General features: G+C 41.3%; 22 protein-coding genes. 17 read left to right on the top strand and 5 right to left on the bottom strand.

Going from position 1 to position 21037, the window contains the following annotated elements; translation table 11 throughout:
* Positions 1-8: 8 nt before the first annotated feature.
* Positions 9-1352 (top strand): RNA methyltransferase, encoded by a 1344-nt coding sequence (locus J0L83_06510; GenBank protein MBN8664201.1) that lies wholly within the window; start codon positions 9-11, stop codon positions 1350-1352.
* Positions 1353-1363: 11 nt separating this feature from the next.
* A complete protein-coding gene (locus tag J0L83_06505) occupies positions 1364-3256 on the top strand; it encodes a LysM peptidoglycan-binding domain-containing protein (GenBank protein ID MBN8664200.1) in 1893 nt (630 codons plus the stop codon).
* On the opposite strand, the gene J0L83_06500 is transcribed toward J0L83_06505, so the two are convergent.
* Positions 3257-4150, bottom strand: coding sequence for a methionyl-tRNA formyltransferase (locus J0L83_06500; GenBank protein MBN8664199.1), 894 nt, complete (start codon positions 4148-4150; stop codon positions 3257-3259).
* A gap of 56 nt (positions 4151-4206) precedes the next feature.
* A complete protein-coding gene (locus J0L83_06495) occupies positions 4207-5508 on the bottom strand; it encodes a DUF1343 domain-containing protein (protein MBN8664198.1) in 1302 nt (433 codons plus the stop codon).
* A gap of 153 nt (positions 5509-5661) precedes the next feature.
* On the opposite strand from J0L83_06495, the gene J0L83_06490 reads away from it, so the two are divergent.
* Positions 5662-6117, top strand: a complete 456-nt coding sequence (locus J0L83_06490) for a peptidylprolyl isomerase (protein ID MBN8664197.1) — start codon at positions 5662-5664, stop codon at positions 6115-6117.
* A gap of 57 nt (positions 6118-6174) precedes the next feature.
* Here J0L83_06490 and J0L83_06485 read toward each other — a convergent pair whose 3' ends face one another.
* Positions 6175-6723, bottom strand: coding sequence for a hypothetical protein (locus tag J0L83_06485; protein ID MBN8664196.1), 549 nt, complete (start codon positions 6721-6723; stop codon positions 6175-6177).
* 89 nt (positions 6724-6812) lie between these two features.
* Between J0L83_06485 and pepT the strand changes: the two genes are divergently transcribed.
* From pepT to J0L83_06465, 4 genes are all read left to right on the top strand, one after another.
* A complete protein-coding gene (gene pepT / locus J0L83_06480) occupies positions 6813-8051 on the top strand; it encodes a peptidase T (GenBank protein ID MBN8664195.1) in 1239 nt (412 codons plus the stop codon).
* Positions 8052-8105: 54 nt separating this feature from the next.
* Complete coding sequence (locus tag J0L83_06475) at positions 8106-9038, top strand: SPFH domain-containing protein (GenBank protein ID MBN8664194.1); 933 nt, start codon at positions 8106-8108, stop codon at positions 9036-9038.
* 158 nt (positions 9039-9196) lie between these two features.
* Positions 9197-9874, top strand: a complete 678-nt coding sequence (locus J0L83_06470; GenBank protein ID MBN8664193.1) for a MotA/TolQ/ExbB proton channel family protein — start codon at positions 9197-9199, stop codon at positions 9872-9874.
* Between the two features lie 5 nt (positions 9875-9879).
* Complete coding sequence (locus J0L83_06465; protein ID MBN8664192.1) at positions 9880-10275, top strand: biopolymer transporter ExbD; 396 nt, start codon at positions 9880-9882, stop codon at positions 10273-10275.
* A gap of 587 nt (positions 10276-10862) precedes the next feature.
* Here J0L83_06465 and prmC read toward each other — a convergent pair.
* Entirely contained in the window at positions 10863-11723 is an 861-nt protein-coding gene (gene prmC / locus J0L83_06460; protein MBN8664191.1) for a peptide chain release factor N(5)-glutamine methyltransferase, read from the bottom strand.
* 547 nt (positions 11724-12270) lie between these two features.
* Between prmC and J0L83_06455 the strand changes: the two genes are divergently transcribed.
* From J0L83_06455 to J0L83_06410, 10 genes are all read left to right on the top strand, one after another.
* Complete coding sequence (locus tag J0L83_06455) at positions 12271-12465, top strand: hypothetical protein (protein MBN8664190.1); 195 nt, start codon at positions 12271-12273, stop codon at positions 12463-12465.
* Positions 12466-12506: 41 nt separating this feature from the next.
* The gene (locus J0L83_06450; GenBank protein MBN8664189.1) at positions 12507-13205 is read left to right on the top strand and encodes a CPBP family intramembrane metalloprotease; all 699 of its coding nucleotides are present in this window, start codon (positions 12507-12509) and stop codon (positions 13203-13205) included.
* A gap of 126 nt (positions 13206-13331) precedes the next feature.
* The gene (locus tag J0L83_06445) at positions 13332-13535 is read left to right on the top strand and encodes a hypothetical protein (GenBank protein ID MBN8664188.1); all 204 of its coding nucleotides are present in this window, start codon (positions 13332-13334) and stop codon (positions 13533-13535) included.
* 48 nt (positions 13536-13583) lie between these two features.
* Positions 13584-14708, top strand: a complete 1125-nt coding sequence (locus J0L83_06440; protein ID MBN8664187.1) for an HlyD family efflux transporter periplasmic adaptor subunit — start codon at positions 13584-13586, stop codon at positions 14706-14708.
* Entirely contained in the window at positions 14701-16860 is a 2160-nt protein-coding gene (locus J0L83_06435) for a peptidase domain-containing ABC transporter (protein ID MBN8664186.1), read from the top strand. The genes J0L83_06440 and J0L83_06435 overlap by 8 nt, the downstream gene beginning before the upstream one ends.
* Positions 16861-17144: 284 nt before the next feature.
* Positions 17145-17426, top strand: coding sequence for a type II toxin-antitoxin system RelE/ParE family toxin (locus J0L83_06430; GenBank protein ID MBN8664185.1), 282 nt, complete (start codon positions 17145-17147; stop codon positions 17424-17426).
* Between the two features lie 10 nt (positions 17427-17436).
* Positions 17437-17736: a HigA family addiction module antidote protein gene (locus J0L83_06425; protein MBN8664184.1), complete on the top strand. Its 300-nt coding sequence runs from the start codon at positions 17437-17439 to the stop codon at positions 17734-17736.
* A gap of 100 nt (positions 17737-17836) precedes the next feature.
* A complete protein-coding gene (ribD, locus tag J0L83_06420) occupies positions 17837-18874 on the top strand; it encodes a bifunctional diaminohydroxyphosphoribosylaminopyrimidine deaminase/5-amino-6-(5-phosphoribosylamino)uracil reductase RibD (GenBank protein ID MBN8664183.1) in 1038 nt (345 codons plus the stop codon).
* Complete coding sequence (locus J0L83_06415) at positions 18871-19770, top strand: EamA family transporter (GenBank protein ID MBN8664182.1); 900 nt, start codon at positions 18871-18873, stop codon at positions 19768-19770. The genes ribD and J0L83_06415 overlap by 4 nt, the downstream gene beginning before the upstream one ends.
* On the top strand, positions 19767-20375 hold the full coding sequence (locus tag J0L83_06410) for a YigZ family protein (protein ID MBN8664181.1): 609 nt from the start codon (positions 19767-19769) through the stop codon (positions 20373-20375). The genes J0L83_06415 and J0L83_06410 overlap by 4 nt, the downstream gene beginning before the upstream one ends.
* On the opposite strand, the gene J0L83_06405 is transcribed toward J0L83_06410, so the two are convergent.
* Positions 20372-21016: a YdcF family protein gene (locus tag J0L83_06405; protein ID MBN8664180.1), complete on the bottom strand. Its 645-nt coding sequence runs from the start codon at positions 21014-21016 to the stop codon at positions 20372-20374. The two genes, J0L83_06410 and J0L83_06405, sit on opposite strands and share 4 nt — an antisense overlap.
* Between the last annotated feature and the right edge of the window lie 21 nt (positions 21017-21037).

The following is a 21037-nucleotide window of genomic DNA, read 5'->3' as shown; positions in this document are numbered from 1 at the left end:
AGGCTGATTTGTTACCACAGGCATTACAAGCGCGTTTAGCTAGTTTACCCCAATTAGATTTGGCTGCACTCAATGCATTGCATGCATCTGGTGAACAGGTAACCAGTATCCGCAGAAACTTGTTCAAGCTACCTGATGCTTATAGCTTTCCATTTGATACACCTGTGCCCTGGTGTGCGCACGCAGCATATTTGCATGAACGTCCTTTCTTCACTTTCGATCCATTATTGCATGCTGGTGCTTACTATGTGCAGGATGCGAGTAGTATGTGTATCTGGACTGCCCTCACGCAGGTAATGAAAGAAACAAAAGGTTTAAAGGTCTTAGACCTTTGTGCCGCGCCCGGAGGGAAGACCACTTTACTTGCAGATTATTTTCATGATGGGGTATTGGTGGCGAATGAAGTCATTCGTTCCCGTGCAGCCATCTTGGTAGAGAACATCACCAAATGGGGTGCGGAACATGTTATCGTTACGAATAATGATCCTGCTGATTTTACCAGCTTACACAATTATTTTGATGTGATGCTCGTGGATGCACCTTGCAGTGGCAGCGGCTTATTTCGCAAAGATCCTGATGCGGTAAATGAATGGAGTCCTGAGCATGTACAACTCTGCAGTCAGCGACAGCAAAGAATCTTAGCCGATGCTTTACCGGCATTGAAACCTGGTGGCACTTTGTTGTATGCAACCTGTTCATATTCGCCCGAAGAAGATGAAGACATCATGGATTGGTTGATGGCGCAAGGCGATATGGTATCAGTGCCTTTGGACTTACCTGCAACATGGAATATCGTCACAACACAAACTGAATCAGGAGCAACAGGCTATCGATTTTATCCGCACTTGCTGAAAGGTGAAGGTTTCTTCTTGTCGGTTTTTCAAAAAGCAGATGCATCATATCATGCAACGCACAGGCCGCAGCAAGTGCAACAGGCATCGAAGCAGGAGCAGCAATTGTGGAAACAAGCTATTCCTGAACTGGAAGCCCATCACCTCATTCGTTCAGGAGATATATGTAAAGCGGTAAGTGATCCAGTGCTTGACACATTAAGTCAGTTGGGTAAACTCTATATCCGCAAAGCCGGTATAGCAGTTGGTCAGTTAAAAGGCAAGGACTTAATACCAGATCATGAACTGGCATTGTGGAACCGAGCAATCCATAGTTTCCCAGCTGTTGAATTAGATGAAGCAACAGCGCTGGAATACCTGCGCAGAAAAGATATCAGCCTACAAGGCACAAAGGGTTGGAACCTGATGCGATATCGCGGACTATCACTGGGTTGGGCCAAGCTATTACCCAATCGTGTAAATAATTACTATCCGCAGGGGTACAGAATATTAAAAGACTAATTTTACGACCAGTGATGCGATTCCTGTTGATGTTTTTGTTGTGCTTAACCCTTGGCCTGACTGCTTCTGGTCAGGGCAAGCTCATCATACAAGGAAAGAGCCCATTCTGGTATGTGGTACATACTATGTCAACCGGTGAAACTTTTGCCGGAGTAGCCAAGAAGTATGGTGTTACCACTGATTACCTCCGTCAGTACAATAATTTGCAGCAGGGTTATTTATTAGCTGGTACTAAGATCAGGATTCCAATACGTAATCTCACCAAACTGAATAAAGATGGTATTCCAGTGTATTACCAAATCAAAAAGGGCGATAATCTTTATCAGATAGGGCAGCAGTTTAATAAAGTGAGTCTCGACTTCCTGAAGAACTGGAATAATATCAGAGAAGAAGATGCGAGAGAAGGCCTGGAAATCATTGTTGGCTATATCGGCGGCTATCAGCCGATTGAAAGTAAGAGTGATCAAAACTTTACAGCTGTTGATGCCAAAGCTACTGGTGGAGCAGAAATCAGGGGCGTGATGAAGCCGCGTGGTCAGGAAAAAGAAAAAGATGTACCTAAGCCCATTGATGAAACCAAGTTAGGTGAGGAACAATATATAAAGGAAGAACCACAGAAGCGGAGAGAAATAGCCAATAAGCCTGTGACTACAGATCCAGGCAGACAGCCTATTACGCGTCCAATTATCGTCTATGATAATCCCGCATCAGTAGTGCAACAACAGATCAATGAACAAAAGAATGCAGCTTTAGAAAAACAGGATCCGCCTAAGAATGCAGTAGTGAAAACACCCGAAACTACATTGCCAAAGGTGGTACCGCCGCCAATTGTAAAAAAGGATACTGCACAGATTCAGCCAGTAAGACAACCAGCAAAACAAGAGCCAGCTATTACAAAGCCAGTAGATAAGCCGGTTAAAAAAGATAGTGTTGCAGTTGCTGTAAATAAGCCGGTTCCACAGCCTCCGCCTGCTATGCGCAGAGATACGGCTAGAAAGGCAACCAAAGCAGACATCATGTTATTGCCGGTAAGTCAGGAAAAAATTATCGATAGTGCAGGTAAACTGTCGGTCGTAAAAAAAGATTCTATCAAAGCGCCCGTACAAAAGCCAATTGTACGCGATACAGCTAGTCAGGTAAAGAAACCTGTTATCCTCGATACTGTCGCAGCTGTGAATGTTGCACCGATTGTAGTGAAGAAAGATAGTGTTGTGATGATTCCTGTAAAGCCGGTTGTGAAAGATTCTGTTTTGAAAGCGCCTGTTGTTAAGAAAGATAGTCTTTTAGTACTTCCACCACCTGTTATAATGAAGAAGGACAGTGTGGCTTTGATTACTCCAAAGTCTGTGGTAAAAGATTCAGTGGTGAAAGCGCCTGTTGTTAAGAAAGATAGTCTTGTAGTTCTTCCACCACCTGTTGTAGTGAAGAAGGACAGTGTGGCTTTGATTACTCCAAAATCTGTGGTAAAAGATTCAGTGTTAAAAGCGCCTGTTGTCAAGAAAGATAGTGTCTTGATTCTTCCACCTCCTGCAGTGAAGAAGGATAGTGTAACATCGGTAATGCCTAAGCCTGCAGCAGCTGTATTAGAAGAAGGTTTTTTTGCGCAACAGTATTCGATAGAAACAACGGGACTAAAATTAAAAACACTAACCCTGGAGAGTAGTATTTTCAAAACCATGAGTGGCTGGGATGATAAGAAATACTATGTACTGGCCAATGGTATTCCCGAAGGTGCGATTGTTCGTTTAACAGCAAACAACAAAAGTGTGTGTGCAAAGGTTCTGGGTAGTTTGCCAGCCATGAAAGGTGATAATGGTCTGCAGATGCGTGTCAGCAATGCAGCAGCAGCAGCATTAGGTGTAGAAGCCAATCGTTTTCAGCTAATGGTGACCTATTTTCAGTAATCAGATTTTATTACCGCGTAAAAAATCACTTACTGCCATTTTCTTCTTTCCTTCCAATTGAATTTCTGTGAGTCTCAAATAACCATCTGTACAGGCTACATCAATATGTGTTTGGTTATCGCTCACAAAAGTGCCCGGCGTTTCAGCAACAGTTTTCATGATCTTTTCAGCACGATAGATTTTCAGAATCTTGCCGTTCAATTGGGTGAGTGCACCGGGGTAGGGCGACAGGCCTCGCACTAGGTTATATACTTCATGCACAGGTTTATGCCAATCTATGGTGCAATTGCTGGTAAACAGCTTTGGTGCATGCTTTAAATCAGCAGCATCTTGTTGTGGTTTTGCTTGTATGCTGCCTGTAGCCAATCCTTTAATGGTTTCAACCAGTAGATTGGCACCAACCATTTTCATGGTATCGTGTAATTCACCGGCTGTCATCGTATCGGTAATAGGAATCACTTCGTGCATCAGCATATTACCGGTATCAATAGCATGTTGTAGTTGGAATGTGGTAACACCTGTAGCAGATTCGCCATTGATGATGGCCCAGTTAATCGGCGCAGCACCTCTGTATTGCGGCAATAATGAGCCATGTACATTGATCGTACCCATGGGTGGCATATTCCATACCGCTTCTGGTAACATACGAAATGCCACCACCACTTGTAAGTCGGCTTTTAATGCAGCAAGCTCATCAAGGAATGCGGGTGCTTTAAGCTTTTCTGGTTGTAGTACTGGAATGTTTTTCGATACAGCATATTGCTTCACAGCACTTTGTTGAAGTTGCATCCCTCTTCCTGCAGGTTTATCTGGTGCGGTAACAACGCCTACTACATTGCACCCGGCTTCTACCAATGCATTGAGTGAGGCAACTGCAAATTCGGGCGTGCCCATGAAAACAATTCTACAATCAGTGTACTGCATGGGCGCAAATGTATGATTTCAGTAGTCTATTCAAAATCCGGGTAAAGCAGGTATTTCTTCCTGATTTGTTTGAAAGCCTGTAAATCTGGCTGCCAGCTGGCTTTAATCTCAGCAGCAGTCTTTCCAGCAATCAGTTGTTGGCGCAGTTCATCATTGCCCGCCAGCTTATTGAAGAAATAATCTGTTGGCTTGCCACTCTTTGGTTTTAAAAAGAATTGATCCTTATTTGGGAAGAGCTTATAAGCTTCCACCAGCCAATCCAGCTGAATACCTTTTTCCTCAACGGATTTGAGAATGGCAGCTTCGTCTCCTGAGATATTCCATCCATAACAAAGCTTATCCTTCAGTTTAGGTTCCTTAGCGCCATCTCTGCTAACAGGTGTGAAAGCATACATGTGCTTGGGCAAATCAGGATGACCAAAAATCTGGAATGGTTTCTCAGTGCCTCTACCTTCACTCAAGACGGTACCCTCAAAATAACAAGTAGAGGAATACCAGTAAATAGAACCCATATCAGGCAGGTTAGGCGATGGTTTCACCGGCAAGCGATATTTACTCTTGTGCGTATAATTCTTACACTTAATCACCGTGAGTTTGAACTGCTTGCGTTTTTTCTCAAAGCCCAATACATTACTCATGTACAATTGATCAGACTCCTTACGGATATATTGCTTATCTAACCAGGCTTCGCCCAGCAGCATCTTTGCATATTCACCAATCGTCATACCATACACAACTGGTACGCGCTGCATACCCACAAAGCTTTTATAAGGAGAATCTAATACAGGTCCGTCAACATAAAAACCATTCGGGTTGGGCCTGTCGAGCACAATCAAAGGTTTATCATGCTGAATAGCACTTTCTATGTATTCCTCCAGTGAAGAGATATAGGTATAGAAACGGGTGCCTACATCCTGAATGTCGAATATCAACACATCCACATCTGCTAAATCGGCACCATCTGGTTTGCGTTTCTTGCCATACAATGAAATTACCGGTATACCGGTAGATGGATCAACCGCATTATCAATTTTATCGCCTGCATCCACATTGCCGCGAAAACCGTGTTCCGGTCCAAAAGCTTTTACAATATTGACACCAATAGCTTTCAGGGTATCAACCAGATGGGTGTTGCCAACAGTTGCAGTATGGTTGGCAAAAACAGCTACTCTTTTATTCTTCAGCAGTGGTAAATAATCGTTCAGCTGATAGGCGCCGGGTAGAATTTCGGCATTGGCATTTCTGGCCTGCTTTTTTTGTGCAAATCCTATTGCTGGTAGCATCAACAAAATCGTAAAGTATATGGCCAATAGTGGGCGTGGGCGCATGTTAGGTGGTCTTAGGTAAGACCAAATTTAATTCTCATTGCCGGATAAACCATGTAGATTGCGCCCGGATTTTTATTTACGCCTGTGCTCTCTCCGAAACACTCGAAGCTTGCGGTAGCAGCTGTGAAAAATCATCCGTTTAAATTATCCACTATGCAACAAGTAAAAAAAGGTGATACAATACGTATCCATTACCATGGCCGTTTGGAAGACGGTAGTACTTTCGATTCATCTGCTGGCCGCGAGCCACTGGAGTTTGAAGTTGGCGGCGGTATGGTAATCAAAGGCTTTGATGATGGTGTTACCGGCATGACCATCGGCGAAAAGAAAACCATTCATATTCCTGCTGAAGAAGCATACGGTCCTGTACAGGATGAAATGTTTCTGGAATTTCCGATCAACCGTTTTCCGGAAGATATGACACCACAAGTTGGTATGCAGTTGAGTATGAGCAATCCTTCTGGTCAGCAGTTTCCTGTGGTGATTGCTGAAGTAAAAGAAGAAGTGGTGATCTTGGATGCCAATCATCCGCTCGCCGGCAAAGACCTGATCTTTGATTTGGAGTTGGTAGAGATCAAAGGTGGTTCTTCACTGATCATTACTCCATAATACGATTTGGATAAAAAGAAAAAAGGTTCATCAACTGATGAACCTTTTTTTATGTGTTTATTTTCTGTTGAGCCACCAGCCCAGCCAAACACCGCACAACCCCCAGCTTGCTACCGAATCCAATAAGCTGGCTGTTATATCAAAACTCTTGAACCAGATAAAATTGGTATAAGGTTCATTTAGGAATGCAATCAGCCCAGCTATCAGACAAGTAATCAGCGTAGTGCTAAAGCTATTACTGCTGTACTTACCTATTACCCAGATAACCAACCAGGCAAGCAGGATATTGACAAGCAGTCCTCTTGTCATATTCATGCCCATACTGGTGTCCATGGATTTGTGATAAGAGATCATTGCCCATGGTTTTCCATTGGCAGCTTCCATTTGTTTTTCCATCTCTTCCTGTGAAACACCTTTTGGAGAGCGGGGTACCATATAACCGCCTTCTTTACCTTCCAGTTGTTGTTCCAGTAATTGCAGAATCGTGTCTTGTTTGGGCGTATGCTGTTGAGCAGCATAGTGGAATTCTCCCGGTCCCCAGGATATGAATTGCCACATAAAAATGAGGATGCCGCCCACAAGGGCGCCAATAATTTGTTTCATCATGACTAGTTGTTTTGGTTACTCTAACAATTTACCCAGCATTTTCCGTAAAACCTGCATTTGTCGGTAGAATTTCCGTGTAATTTGCCGGCATGAAGATGTATACAGTTACCGAGCGTTTGCTGCGTTATGTGCAGATTGATACACAAAGTGATCCGCAGAGCGAAGCATTTCCCAGTACAGAAAAGCAACATGTGTTAGCGCAACTGCTTGCTGCTGAGTTGAAAGCAATGGGTATTGCAGATGCACATGCTGATGCATACGGCTATGTGTATGCCACTATTCCTGCCAATATTGAAAAGCAAGTGCCTGTGATTTGTTTTTGCAGCCATATTGATACAGCGCCAGATTGCAGCGGCACAGGTGTTAAGCCCATTTTGCATGAAAATTATCAGGGACAAGACATCATACTGCCTGATGATCCTACGCAGGTATTGCGGATGACAGAACATCCACACCTGAAAACGCAAATCGGTAAAAACATCATCACTGCTAGTGGTACTACTTTGTTAGGTGCAGATGATAAAGCCGGTGTTTCCATCATCATGGATCTTGCATATCAACTCACTACCAATTCTGCCATTCCACATGGTATCATCAAAATTCTGTTTACGCCTGATGAAGAAGTTGGTAGGGGTACTGAAAAAGTTGATTTGAAAAAACTGGGTGCTGATTTTGCTTACACACTGGATGGTGGTGAGCCCGGCACATTTGAAGATGAAACCTTTAGTGCAGATGGAATGACCTGCACCATTCATGGCGTCATCGCACATCCCGGCGCAGCCAAGGGTAAATTAGTGAATGCACTTAAGATTGCAGCTGCATTTGTGGATGCATTACCAAAAGAGACGCTGGCACCTGAAGTGACCAGCGGTCGCGAAGGCTTTGTGCATCCGGTGCGTGTTCATGGTTTGGCAGAAACTGCACAGGTGGAATTCATCATTCGTGATTTTGACACCAAGGCGTTGGCACTGCATGAAGCCAAAGTAGAAGCCATACTGCAGGAAACGGTCGCGAAATATCCTGGTGCTACTTATTCGGTGCAAGTGGTGGAACAGTACAGAAACATGAAGGAAGTACTGGATCAATATCCTCAGGTGGTAGATTATGCGAGAGAAGCCTACACGCGTTGTGGATTGCCTTTCATTAAAGAACCCATTCGTGGTGGTACCGATGGCAGCAGACTGAGTTTTATGGGCTTGCCTGCACCCAATATTTTTACGGGCATGCAATCCATTCATGGTAAACAGGAGTGGGTAGGTGTGTCTGATATGGAACAAGCCGTAGACGTGCTCACGGAGCTGGTACAGGTTTGGGCAGAAAGAAGTTGAGGAAAATCTGTAATGTTTTGGCCCTTTCACTAACTTACTGGTAAATCTTTTGATATGACATTCTTAGCAAGTTATTGGTGGCTTATTGTAATACTAATCATTGTGTTTAGTGGATTGGTCACTGTAAACCAAGGTACAATTGCGGTAATTACGATGTTCGGTAAGTACCAGCGTATCCTGGCGCCGGGATTACGTTTCAAGATTCCTTTGCTGGAGCAGATCTTTCGTCGCGTCAGCATCCAGAACCGCTCTGTGGAACTGGAGTTTCAGGCAGTTACCAACGACCAGGCCAATGTGTATTTCAAAAGCATGTTACTCTACGCAGTACAGAATGCGGATGAGGAAACCATTAAGAAAGTTGCATTTAAGTTTATCAGCGATAAAGACCTGATGCAAGCCATGGTGCGTACGATTGAAGGTAATATCCGTTCATTCGTAGCTACCAAGAAGCAGGCTGAGATTCTGGGTTTGCGCAGAGAGATTGTAGAAAGCGTAAAAAGTGAAGTTGACCATGTGCTGGAAGACTGGGGTTATCACCTGCTGGATTTGCAGATCAATGATATCACTTTCGATCAGGCCATTATGGAAAGCATGAGCAAAGTGGTCGCATCCAATAACCTGAAAGCAGCAGCTGAGAATGAAGGTCAGGCTTTACTGATCACCAAAACCAAATCTGCAGAAGCAGAAGGTAATGCCATCAAGATTGCTGCTGAGGCTGAGAAAGAAGCAGCCAAATTGCGTGGTCAGGGTGTGGCGCTCTTCCGTCAGGAAGTAGCCCGTGGTATGACAGAAGCCGCTGAGCAACTCAAGCAGGCTAATTTGGATACCAATGTGATCCTGTTCAGTATGTGGACAGAAGCCATCAAGAACTTTGCGGAATATGGTAAGGGTAACGTCATCTTCCTGGATGGTAGTAGCGAGGGTATGCAACGCAGCATGAACCAGATTATGGCCATGATGCAGATGAAGAATAGCGAGAAACAATAGATTTAGTCAACATATGAATAAAGCCCCGTTCAGCAAACCTGCAGGACGGGGCTTTTTGTGTAAAAGCTTTCCTAAAAGCAGGCTCTTAACATTTTTATTCACAGTTCCCGTTTTCTTTTGCAGAAGCGTCTAATTTTAGCCAACTCAAAAACAAACGGATGTATTATCTTTTACAGATAGATAGTTTGCGCAACGCCACACAGGCGGTAGCAGGCGAACAGGTTTCCATGCTCGGTCTTTTGCAAAAAGGTGGTTGGATCATGTATCCGCTCTACCTCTTGTTTATCGTGGCCGTATTTGTCTTTGTGGAGCGATTATTGGCTATTCGCAAAGCTTCGCGCATGGAACCTAATTTCATGAAAATCATCCGCGACAATATCATTACCGGTAATGTGGCTGCTGCCAGAAACCTGGCCAAGAATACCGATAGTCCGGTAGCACGCATGATTGAAAAAGGTTTACAGCGTATTGGTAAGCCCATTGATGCTATTGAGAAAAGCATGGAGAATGTGGGCAAGCTGGAAATGTACCATATGGAGCGTAATCTGAATATTTTGTCGCTCATTGCAGGTATTGCACCCATGTTTGGTTTTCTGGGTACGATCGTGGGTATGGTGCAATTGTTCTATGGTATTGCTTCTACCGGTGAATACACATTGAATACGATTGCCGGCGGTATCTATACCAAGATGATCACTTCTGCCACAGGTTTGATTATTGGTTTGATTGCCTATATCGGTCACAATATCCTCACTACGCAGATCGACAAAACAGTGAACAAAATGGAAGCCGCCAGTGCAGAGTTTATGGACATATTACAGGAACCCACTAAATAATTGCCATGAATATCCGCAAGCGATTAAGGGCACAACCTGAAATGCATACCGGCGCACTGAATGATATCTTGTTCATTCTGTTGCTTTTCTTTTTGATTGTGTCTACACTCGCCAATCCCAATGTCATCAAAGTGGCCAATCCCAAGGCCAAGAGCGATACACGTGCCAAGCAAACCGTGGTGATTACGGTAGATAAGAACCAACAGATTTATCTTGGCCAGCAGCCTGTTGCTTTTGATCAATTAGAAGCACAATTGCAGGGCTTTTTATCTAAGGAAACAGAAAAACCTTCTGTAGTTATCAATGGGGATAGTACAGCGCATTTAGGTACCGCTATTCGCGTGATGCAAGTAATCAAGAAATTAGGTGCTACGCCTGTAATGGCAGTGGATGCGCACTAAGGATTGTTTATTGTCTATTGATTATTGTTGATTGATTATTTTCTATTGCTGATATCGATAGTAGGATTTATTTAAACACGGCCTACATTAATCAATTTTACCGCAATGACGCTAGGGCACTAAGTTTCGCAAGGAGGCTTTGCGTGCATCAAAAAAAACTTGCGCGCCTTGCGAGAAATGCTATTTGCCAGCTTCTAGATTCTGTATTCTTTGCTTTACACATTGTGCATTTCCGTGCTGCCGTGCCTCTGTGGTTTATGCACATTTAATTCTAAAGATTTAACCGCAAAGGCCCGCCTTCACTAAAGTTTCGGCGGCTTGCTAAACAAAGCTTCAGCATAGTTTAGGCAGGCACAATGGCTCGAAGTGGCGCTAGGATAGTTTGCATGCCATAGAATAAAAGCTGGCTTCTAGCTTCTGTATGCTGTCTTCTATATTTTACCGCAGAGGTGCAGCGTTGTTGATTAAGAGAACTCGTTTCTCGACTTTCGATTCTCGATAATCGTTTCTTGAAGTGCCCTTTTCACTTGACACTTTTTGCTTTTGCCCTGCTTGCCGAAGCCTTGGCGTAGGCAAGATTTTGACTTTTAACTTAGCCTTGCGCTTATCATTCTATCCTTCCCCTGCATATCTTGTTTGAGCTCAGTGGTGAAACCATAAGATTCCAGTAAAGCACAAGTGGCTTGTCCCAACGCTTCATTGATTTCGAAAAATAGATAGCCCTTGGGCGACAGATGTGTTTGCGCGAATAGGGCAATTTGTTTATAGAAGATTAACGCATCATTGTCTGGTACGAAAATGGCTGTAGCAGGTTCATGGTTCAGCACGCGTGCATGCATGGTAGCACTTTCGCTTTGCTTAACATAGGGTGGGTTGCTGATGATGCAATCCAAATTATTGGGTAAAGCAGTCCAGGTATGGCTATCTAAAAAATCCAGCTCATGAAAATTGATATTAGTATGATGGGTAGAAGCATTTTGTTGTGCCACAGCTAATGCCGCTGCGCTGATATCTACTGCATGCATTATTGCTTGCGGCAAGCGATGTTTGAGGGTGATGGGAATACAACCACTGCCCGTGCCGATATCGATGATGTTTGGTGCCGACCAATGCTGTTGTAGGCAAGTTTGCAACACCCAGTGCACCAGTTCATCTGTTTCTGGGCGGGGTATGAGTACGGATTCGTTGACGTAAAAAGGCAACTCACCAAACCAGGCTTGTCCCAATACATATTGCACAGGCCTGCCTTTCAGTAATTCAGTAGTGATGTTTTCCAGCTGAGTCGTTTGTGCTGCTGAAACCGGTGTTTGTGGATGCCGGGCTCTGTCGATACGCCGCTGACCGGTAACATGCTCAATTACGAGATCAGCAATATTGGCTGCTTCTGCGGAATCGTATTGATCCAGTAGGGCATAAAACAAACGATCATAAGTCAATTTCAACTGCATGCTGCAAGGTAGGGAGGAAAGGGGAGAAGGGTTATTGTAAGATTGATTATTGAGCGATTTTTGATTGATGATACAATCGAAAAAAGTTTTTTGCCCCCGTTGGTCGCCCGACCAACAGGTATAGTAAAACATTTGCTTACTGGTCAGGCGACCAGCAAGGGCTTGGGTGATACAGACAAGTTGTTTCAACTATGAGTTGTAAAAAATACACTATCAAAACTTTTCGTGATAAACTTCCTAGTAAAAAATTTGGAATCAGCTTTTCGATAATAGTAGATTAGCGTATCACTCCTCAATGAAGTCCCGTTTTACCGGGCGATCTCGTTTAACCTTCTCTGATAAAAAGATTATTGCATGCATTTGCATGTAAACTTATTCTGTAGCTACGAATACGGGAGCTTCTGCACTTACCCGTTTAAAAAGAGTGTGGCGGTATCTGAAATCATAATATACTTAAAAGCTGTATATAGGATTTAATAGATACTTACATTGATGGTTAAACTCCAAACCCAAAAATGGAGATTATTAAAATTAAAAAATACAAAAAATGAAGAAAAAAAATGAAATGGAACTCTTTCAAGAACTTTCTGATAACGAAAAGAGTATGGTATTTGGTGGTGATACAGTTAATATCTATCATAATAAGTTGCCAGATATTAATAAACCTGTTCAAATTGTGAAAAATATTGCGCACGAAGTGAGTGATTTCTTTCGTGGAATTATTCGAGAGTTTAACAGTTAAATCTAGAGTGCTGTCAGCATCTGACAGCACTTATTTTCAGCATGTTAGATTTAGTAAGATATCCGATTGTTTCTGTGCAGGGACACAAAAAATTCCAGTTTTACACTAGCTATTTATTAAAAGCTATTGTAACCTATTATTCGCTTACAATACTTGCAGTTGCTATAATTCTATTATTTGATGAGTTTGTTACGAAGCCTCTTTTAGGTTATTCTATAAGGCAGGAGCTTAGAAGTTTTAGTACGAGAATTTTAAGTGATGATGAGTTATATATGTATCTAGGTGTTGTCATTATTGGGCCTCTGATAGAAGAGCTTATTTTTAGAAAGTTTCTTTCAATGTCTAGAAGGGACATTCTAATAAGCTTGTATTTTCTTTTATTTAAATTAAGTGGAGTAAAGTTTATAGATATATATAATTTAACGGATAGGTTTTTATTTACTGGTTTAATCTTGGCTATTTTTTTCTATTTGATTTTATGTATTATTCGCGGTTTTGACTTTAGTTATGATTTTCGATCTAGCCAAAAAAGATTTTTTTATCTGAGTAGTATTCTTTTTGGTCTTGTTCACTTATATAATTTTGATAATATTACTTTTTTTAGCTTGCCTTTTTATTTAATTTATATCTCTCCTCAGATAATACTTGGTTTAGTCCTAGCTAATGTAAGGTTGCAAATAAGTTTTTATTCTTCATGGTTTACGCATTCTTTAGTTAATCTAATTTCTGTAGTTATATAAATACTAATATTCTTTACGTAAAGTCGATTTTATCCATATCGTTAAATGGATACTCGAATTCGTGGATGCGAGAATACAACACGACGCGAAGCGCCCACCGCGATAATGGGTATAAATTTTAAAAATATGATTAACAAGAACTATTTGAATCTTTCTGAATTATCTGTACATGAAATGACAATCATTTCTGGTGGACATGATGGCACTAGTTATAGATTAGGTAGGACGGTAGGTTGGTTTATCAAGCAAGTCGTTATTGGTATCGGCGACGGGCTGAATATAGTTAAGGATGTGCTTGTTGGCGAAATGGTTAAAACAAGAATAAAGTAATAGTGTTTTGGGAAGAAGAATTTTCTTCTTCCCTTTTAACCTTACTCTATGATTCATTATAAAAGTAATATTGCAGTTTATCTTACTGTTATATCCTTTATAATTTTATTATTTGTTAGTCTGTTTCTTATTGATATTAACATAACAATTGTTTCAAGTGGTTTAGTAAGGCCACGACAAGAAAAGAGTGAAGTACGCATTGTTGTTGGTGGTATTCTTGATTCTGTAGGAGTAAATGAATACGATAGTATACAAAAAGGAGCTTTTATCGCTTTGATCAGGGATGATAGCTATTTACAGAAAAAAGCTGATTATGTTAGTCAAATAAAGTTTCACCAAGAAGTGATGTCAGATGTGACAAGAATGAGGGATTATTTAAGTTTACTGCCTGAGGAAATTAAAACGCCGAATTATCGTCAGCAATTTATTCGTTTTTTATATCAATTAGATGAGCTTAATGCTAGTATTAAAAAAACCCATAAAGAGTTAGAGGATAATAAGCTTTTATATCGTGACAGAGTTATATCCTCAAAAGAATTATTTGATAAAGAAATCGAATATGAGAGACTTGTAGCCGGGTTAGAAGCTTTTAAGAAAAATCAATTCGCAGTCTGGCAAGGTGATTACGTCCAGCATAAGCTTGATAAAGAGAAACTTCAAGCGCAAATGAATCAACTTAATCTTGAAAGAAATCGTTTCTATGTATATTCACCTATTTCTGGTGTAGTACAAAATATACAGTCCCGTTATCCAGGTACTTATATTGCTGCAGGAGAGACGCTCTGTACAATTTCGCCAGAAACTACCCTAATTGGAGAATGCTTTGTTAATACAAGAGATGTTGGTTTATTGAAGATTGGTCAACAGACAAAATTTCAAATAGACGCATTCGACTATAATTTTTTCGGTATTCTGACAGGGAAAATAATCTCTATAGATAATGACTTTACAATAGTAGAAAACAAGCCTGTTTTCAAAGTTCGTTGCAGTTTTGATACAACACAATTGCATCTTAAGAATGGATATAAGGGAGAACTAAAGAAGGGGCTAAGTTTTCAGGCTAGATTCATTGTTGCAGAAAGAACATTATGGCAATTGTTATTTGATAAAATTGATGACTGGCTCAACCCAACGGCACCAATGCCACAACAGTTAACTCAGCGTCATGAATAAGTCAGTAAGTGTAAAACAACGTGATATCACCGATTGTGGTGCTGCTTGTTTGGCATCTGTGGCCAAATATTATAACCTCTATTTACCTGTAAGTAAGATACGCCAGTTTGCGGGAACAGATCAAAAGGGAACGAATGTTTTGGGACTGATTGAAGCTGCCGAGAAATTAGGATTTCAGGCTAAGGGTGCAAAAGGTCAACTGGATAGTCTCCCTAAAGTGCCATTGCCAGCCATAGTGCACGTTGTACTTAAGAATGGGTTGCATCATTATGTAGTGCTATACAAAGTAGGAAGAAAGGGCGTTGTTTTTATGGATCCTGCAGACGGAGCGTTTCATAAAAAGACTTTTTCTCAGTTTCAAGAAATATGGTCAGGTGTAATTGTCTTGCTATTACCCGATGATGGCTTCGTTACCGGAAAGCATACCAAGAGCAATACTAGCCGCTTTTGGGACTTGATTCGTCCACACAGGAGTATTATGCTACAAGCGATTATTGGGGCTTTGGTCTATACTATTCTTGGTCTGTCTACTTCTATCTATGTACAAAAGATTATAGACTTCGTGCTGGTAGAAGGTAACGTAAGGCTGTTAAATCTCCTTAGTGTTGCTATGCTAATAGTACTTGTATTCCAATTGTTGATTGGATGGTATAAGACTGTTTTTAGTCTTCAGACGGGGCAAATGATTGATGCACGGCTAATTCTAGGGTATTATAAGCATCTGCTAAAATTACCTCAACGCTTCTTTGATACAATGCGCGTGGGTGAGATTATCAGTAGGGTGAATGATGCTGTAAATATTCGGGAGTTTATCAATAGTGTTGCTATGAATGTTGTAGTTAACGCATTGATTGTGGTATTAAGCTTAATTGTTATGTTTTTTTATTACTGGAAGTTAGCATTGATAATGCTAGCCATTATTCCTATATATATATTTCTTTATTGGGTTAGTAATCGTATCAATAAGAAGTGGCAAAGACAACTGATGGAGGAGTCTGCCGATTTAGAGAGTCAATTGGTAGAAAGTTTAAACGCTGTAGGTACAATCAAACGGTTTGGATTGGAACGTTATGCTAACGAGAAAACTGAGAGTAAGTTTGAATTCTTATTGAGAACAGTCTATAAGACCTCAATTTATGGATTGAATATCGGTACAGCTTCGGAGTTCTTTACTAGGTTATTTACGATCATACTTTTATGGGCTGGCAGTTATTTTGTTATTAGTAGGGAATTGTCTCCGGGTGAGTTGTTATCTTTTTATGCCTTGATAGGTTACTTTACTGGGCCAGCAGCTTCATTGATTGGTGCAAATAAGAGTATACAAGATGCATTAATTGCTGCGGACAGACTCTTTGAGATTATTGATATGGAAACAGAAGCGGATAACCAGAATAAAGTCACTTTGACTACGGAATTAATTGGTGATATTGTTTTTCGAAATGTTGCATTTCGTTACGGCACAAGAACCACGGTATTTGAAAGCCTCAATCTTGTTATTGAGAAAGGAAAGAGCACAGCGATAGTTGGAGAGAGTGGAAGTGGGAAATCAACTTTATTAGGTCTTTTGCAAAATTTATACCCCTTGAAAGAAGGAAATATTGCTATTGGAGGACTCGATTTACAATACATTAGTCATTCCAGTCTTAGAAAAGTTGTTGGGGTTGTTCCTCAGCAAATAGATTTGTTCAGTGGAACAATTATTGAAAATATAGCATTAGGTGAGGAAGCGCCAGATATGCAAAGGGTACTTTTCCTATCAAAGATGCTTGGTATTGATGAGTTTATTGAGAAGTTACCCAATACATATAATAGTATCGTTAGTGAGCAGGGAGTGAACTTATCTGGTGGACAAAGACAACGTATAGCGATTGCAAGAGCTTTGTACAGAAATCCTGAAATCTTAATTCTTGATGAGGCAACGAGTAGTTTAGATCCGGCAAGTGAGCAGAAAGTGCAGGAGTCTCTTCAATGGTATAAAGAACAAGGAAAAACAGTTATTATTATTGCGCATCGGTTGTCAACGGTAAGATCCTGTGATACAATTCTTGTACTAAAAGATGGCCAACTAGTTGAACAGGGTCATCATGAGTCATTGATTCAGCAAACAGGTCACTATGCTCAGCTTTGGAATTTTCATACAGCGGCAGTTTGATATTGAAATCAAAAAATTTAATGATTTTGAAAGATTTTATTTTAATCAATGTGCTTCTGATCTCGTTATTACTATACTTATTTACTTTTCAAAAAATGGTGAAACATAATCTATGTAAGCAGACGAAATTGTTCTATACTTATCTTACTTTCATTTTGCCATTGCTCGGTTTTTTATTGTGTCAAGGCGGAACAAATGGCCGATATATCTTATTTGTTCTAGCAAACAAGGTTGCTTTTAATAAGAGTTACTTATCTTTGGCGTAAGTATTGAAAATTTGAGGTATGATTCTTTCGTACGGATCTAAGGATACTCAGAAAATTTGGGTCGGTGAAAGAGCTAAAAAAATACCCAGTGAAATACAAGAAATCGGTAGGCGTAAACTCAGGATGCTGAACAATTCGCAGAGTCTTATTGATTTACAAATACCACCTTCTAATAAATTGGAAAAATTGAAAGGAGATTTAAAGGATTTTTATTCGATTAGAATAAATGACCAATGGAGAATCATTTTCAAATGGTCATCCGGCAATGCTTTTGAAGTTGAGATCATTGATTATCATTAATTAGGCATATATGAAGCGACTTAGAAATATTCATCCCGGCGAAATCTTACAAGAAGAGTTTTTGATTCCTCTTGGTATTTCTGCGTACAGGCTTTCAAAAGATACCCAAATTCCGCAAACAAGAATTTCTGCTATCATTAAGGGTAATCGTAGGATAACTGCTGACACAGCACTTCGCTTTTCTAAGTACTTCGGTAATTCTGCTAAATTCTGGCTAGGGTTACAAGATGATTTTGATATTGAAGAAGAGAATCAAACCCTCAAAACTGCCCTTGCCGCTATACCTCGGTTCAGAACGGCTACAGCATGATCTTGTTCTTTTAGATTTTGGCCGATTAAGAGCCTGTATTCACTGAATGCTTGATGTATCTTCAGCTTATTGCCCCCATTTTGGTTAATTTCGCTCCCTTATGCCCAATCACCAGTTGTATATGCAACGCTGTCTGGATCTGGCCCAAAGGGGTGCAGGAAGGGTAGCGCCCAACCCCATGGTGGGTGCAGTATTGGTGCATGATGGGCGCATTATTGGAGAGGGCTGGCACCAGCAGTATGGCCGTCCGCACGCAGAAGTGCATTGTGTGCAGTCGGTTCTACCCCAAGACCAAGATTTCATAGAAGCGTCTACACTCTATGTTTCTTTAGAACCTTGCAGCCATTTTGGTAAAACACCGCCATGTGCCAAGTTAATTATTGAGCAGGGCATACCAAGTGTGGTTATCGCCATGCAAGATCCTTTTGCTAAAGTGAATGGCGCAGGCATCCGTCAATTACAGGAAGCTGGCATTGAAGTAACAGTGGGTGTGCTAGAAAATGAAGCACGCGCACTCAACAAAGCATTTCTCACTTTTCATCAGCAGCAAAGACCCTTGGTAACCCTCAAGTGGGCACAAACTGCCGATGGCTTTATTGGTAAAACAGATACACGCTTATTGATCAGCAATGAGAGCAGCAATCGTTTGGTGCATCAACTGCGTGCGAATCATGCAGCCATCCTCATTGGTACCAATACAGCTATTACGGACAATCCTTCACTCACCAATCGCCACTGGCCGGGTCCCTCACCTGTAAGATTGGTACTCGATCTACAGGATCGTTTACCCAAGGAGCTAAGCATGTTCCAAGACGGCTTGCCTTTGACTATTTTCAGCGCACAGCGTTCCGGTACAGAGGGTCTGGTGAATTATGTGCCATTAGCTGCGGATACAGACAGCATTCCGCAAATACTGCATTGGTGCTATACGCAGGGATTGAACAGTTTGCTGGTAGAAGGTGGTGCGCAATTGTTGCAATCCTTTATTCAATCTGGTAAATGGGATGAAGCCGTCGTGATTACTAATACAGCAATGCGTGCAGGAGACGGCATTGTAGCACCGGAGCTAAGTGGTCAACAGCTCAGTCAAGAAATACATTATTCAACCGATACGATTCAATACTTTCAGCGTTTATGATGAGCATGATTTTTTTGGCAGGCAGTATCATTTTATCCAGTTACCTCACTTTATCTTTTAAAGTGTGTGAGCGTTATAAAGTGCATACTTATCAGGCTATCGTATTCAATTATATCACTTGTGTCATCACTGGTTCAATTGTCAATGGCGCTTTCCCTATCAAGCCTGCGGTATTTGGTGAAGCGTATTTTCAGTGGGCCATGGTCATGGGTGTACTCTTCATCACCCTGTTCAATATGATTGGATTCACAGCACAGAAAATTGGCGTGGCGGTGGCATCGGTGTCCAACAAATTATCCCTCATAATTCCCATCCTGCTGGCCATTGCATTATATGGAGAAACCGTGAAGGGTTGGAAACTCGTGGGTATTGTATTGGCATTGGTAGCAGTTGTCTTAACCAGTTATCAAAACAAAGATCAGGAAGCGCATAAAGATGCTTCCGGTAGAAAATGGGAATACCTCTTGCCCTTTGTCTTGTTTATTGGCAGTGGCTTATTGGATAGTTTGATTAACCATGTACAAAAGCAACATGTAACACCAGAAACCAATAATGCATTTCTCATCAGCGGATTTTTCTCTGCAGCCTGTATTGGTACAGTCGTGATGCTCTTTGGTTATAGCACTAAGCGATTTGTGTTTCAATGGAAGAATTTGTTTGCAGGCATATTGATTGGTATTCCCAACTATTTTTCTATCTGGTGTTTGGTGCAATACCTGCAACAAAGTCCCTGGCAGAGTAGTGCCAGCATACCGGTGAATAATATGGGTATTGTTTTGTTCAGTACTTTGGTGGCTTGGCTATTGTTTAAAGAAGCTTTGTCAAAAATCAATTGGTTGGGTATTGCTTTGGCCATGGTGGCGATTTACTTTATTGCATTCGGAGATCAATTATGAACCTAATAGATACCTATAATACACTCGATAGAAACGGCTTTGCTGAATTCAAGGAAAGAGGCAGTCGCTTTCTGGCTTATGGGTATCCAATTAGTGATGCGGAATCGTTCAAGCAAATACTCGCTGAACTGAAAAAGGAACATTCCAAAGCCGTGCATCATTGTTTTGCTTATCGCTTGGGTTTTGATCAAAACAATTTCCGCGCTAGCGATGATGGTGAACCCTCCGGTACTGCGGGCAAGCCCATACTCGGGCAAATTGATAGTAAACATTTGACCAATACATTGATCATAGTGGTTCGTTATTTCGGCGGCACTTTATTGGGTGTGCCCGGATTGATCAATGCTTACAAAACAGCGGCTTCCATGGTTTTACAGGTAACGCCTATTGTACAGAAGCCCATTGAAGTAAATTATCAATTGCAGTTCGATTATACACGCATGAATGAAGTGATGATGATCGTAAAGCAGTTTGGTTGTACAGTCTTGCAGCAGGAACAACAATTGTTTTGTTTGATCAAGATTGGTATACCTAAAGCCAGATTAGAAGAAGTGCTATATCGATTGAAAGATTTACGTGTAGTGGAATACACCAAAGTGGCTTAGGCTTTGCCCGTCATACTATAGACAACTATACCAACCATTTCCTTTAGTAGGTAAGTCCATTTATCTAGCAGTGTTACATCGGGCACCAGAAAATCCTTGAAGTTTGTTTTTGAATCAATCACTTCATAGTTGGAAGGGTGAGCTTCAACTGTCAATCCTACTTTAGCAAAAGTCTTGAGCGAGCGGGGCATATGTGTGGCCGAAGTCACCAATAGATAAGGCGGTTGCAACTGTGCAGCATCAATCACTGCTTTTGCTTGCAAGGCATTTTCAAAAGTGTTCTTAGAAGTGGTGTCTGCTAATACGCAAGAATCGGGAATACCCATCGCAATCAACTCATCGCGCATAAAGCCACCTTCTGTAGGTTCATCTCTGTTGAGCAAATTGCCTACACCACCACAAACGATGATTTTTTTCACTGTGCCTGTATGCCACAATCGCGCTGCTTGTATAAAACGGTCTGAAGTGGAACCGAAAAATGTTCTTCTTTCTTTATCTGAATAGGAGAGTCCGCCTAATAATATCGCCGCACTGTATTGTTTATTGTGCTGCATGGCTTCCGGTGGTGTTTGCCAAGCCAGTGTTACTTGTTTATGGATAAACGTATTGGTAAATACCGCGAGTAATAGGATTGCAATCATGCCCCATCTGCGTTTCCAAAC

It is taken from the genome of Chitinophagales bacterium, from assembly GCA_017303835.1.
Classification (GTDB): domain Bacteria; phylum Bacteroidota; class Bacteroidia; order Chitinophagales; family Chitinophagaceae; genus JAFLBI01.
The sequence above is the reverse complement of the archived record's forward strand: the minus strand, read 5'-3'. Positions and strand labels throughout refer to the sequence as shown.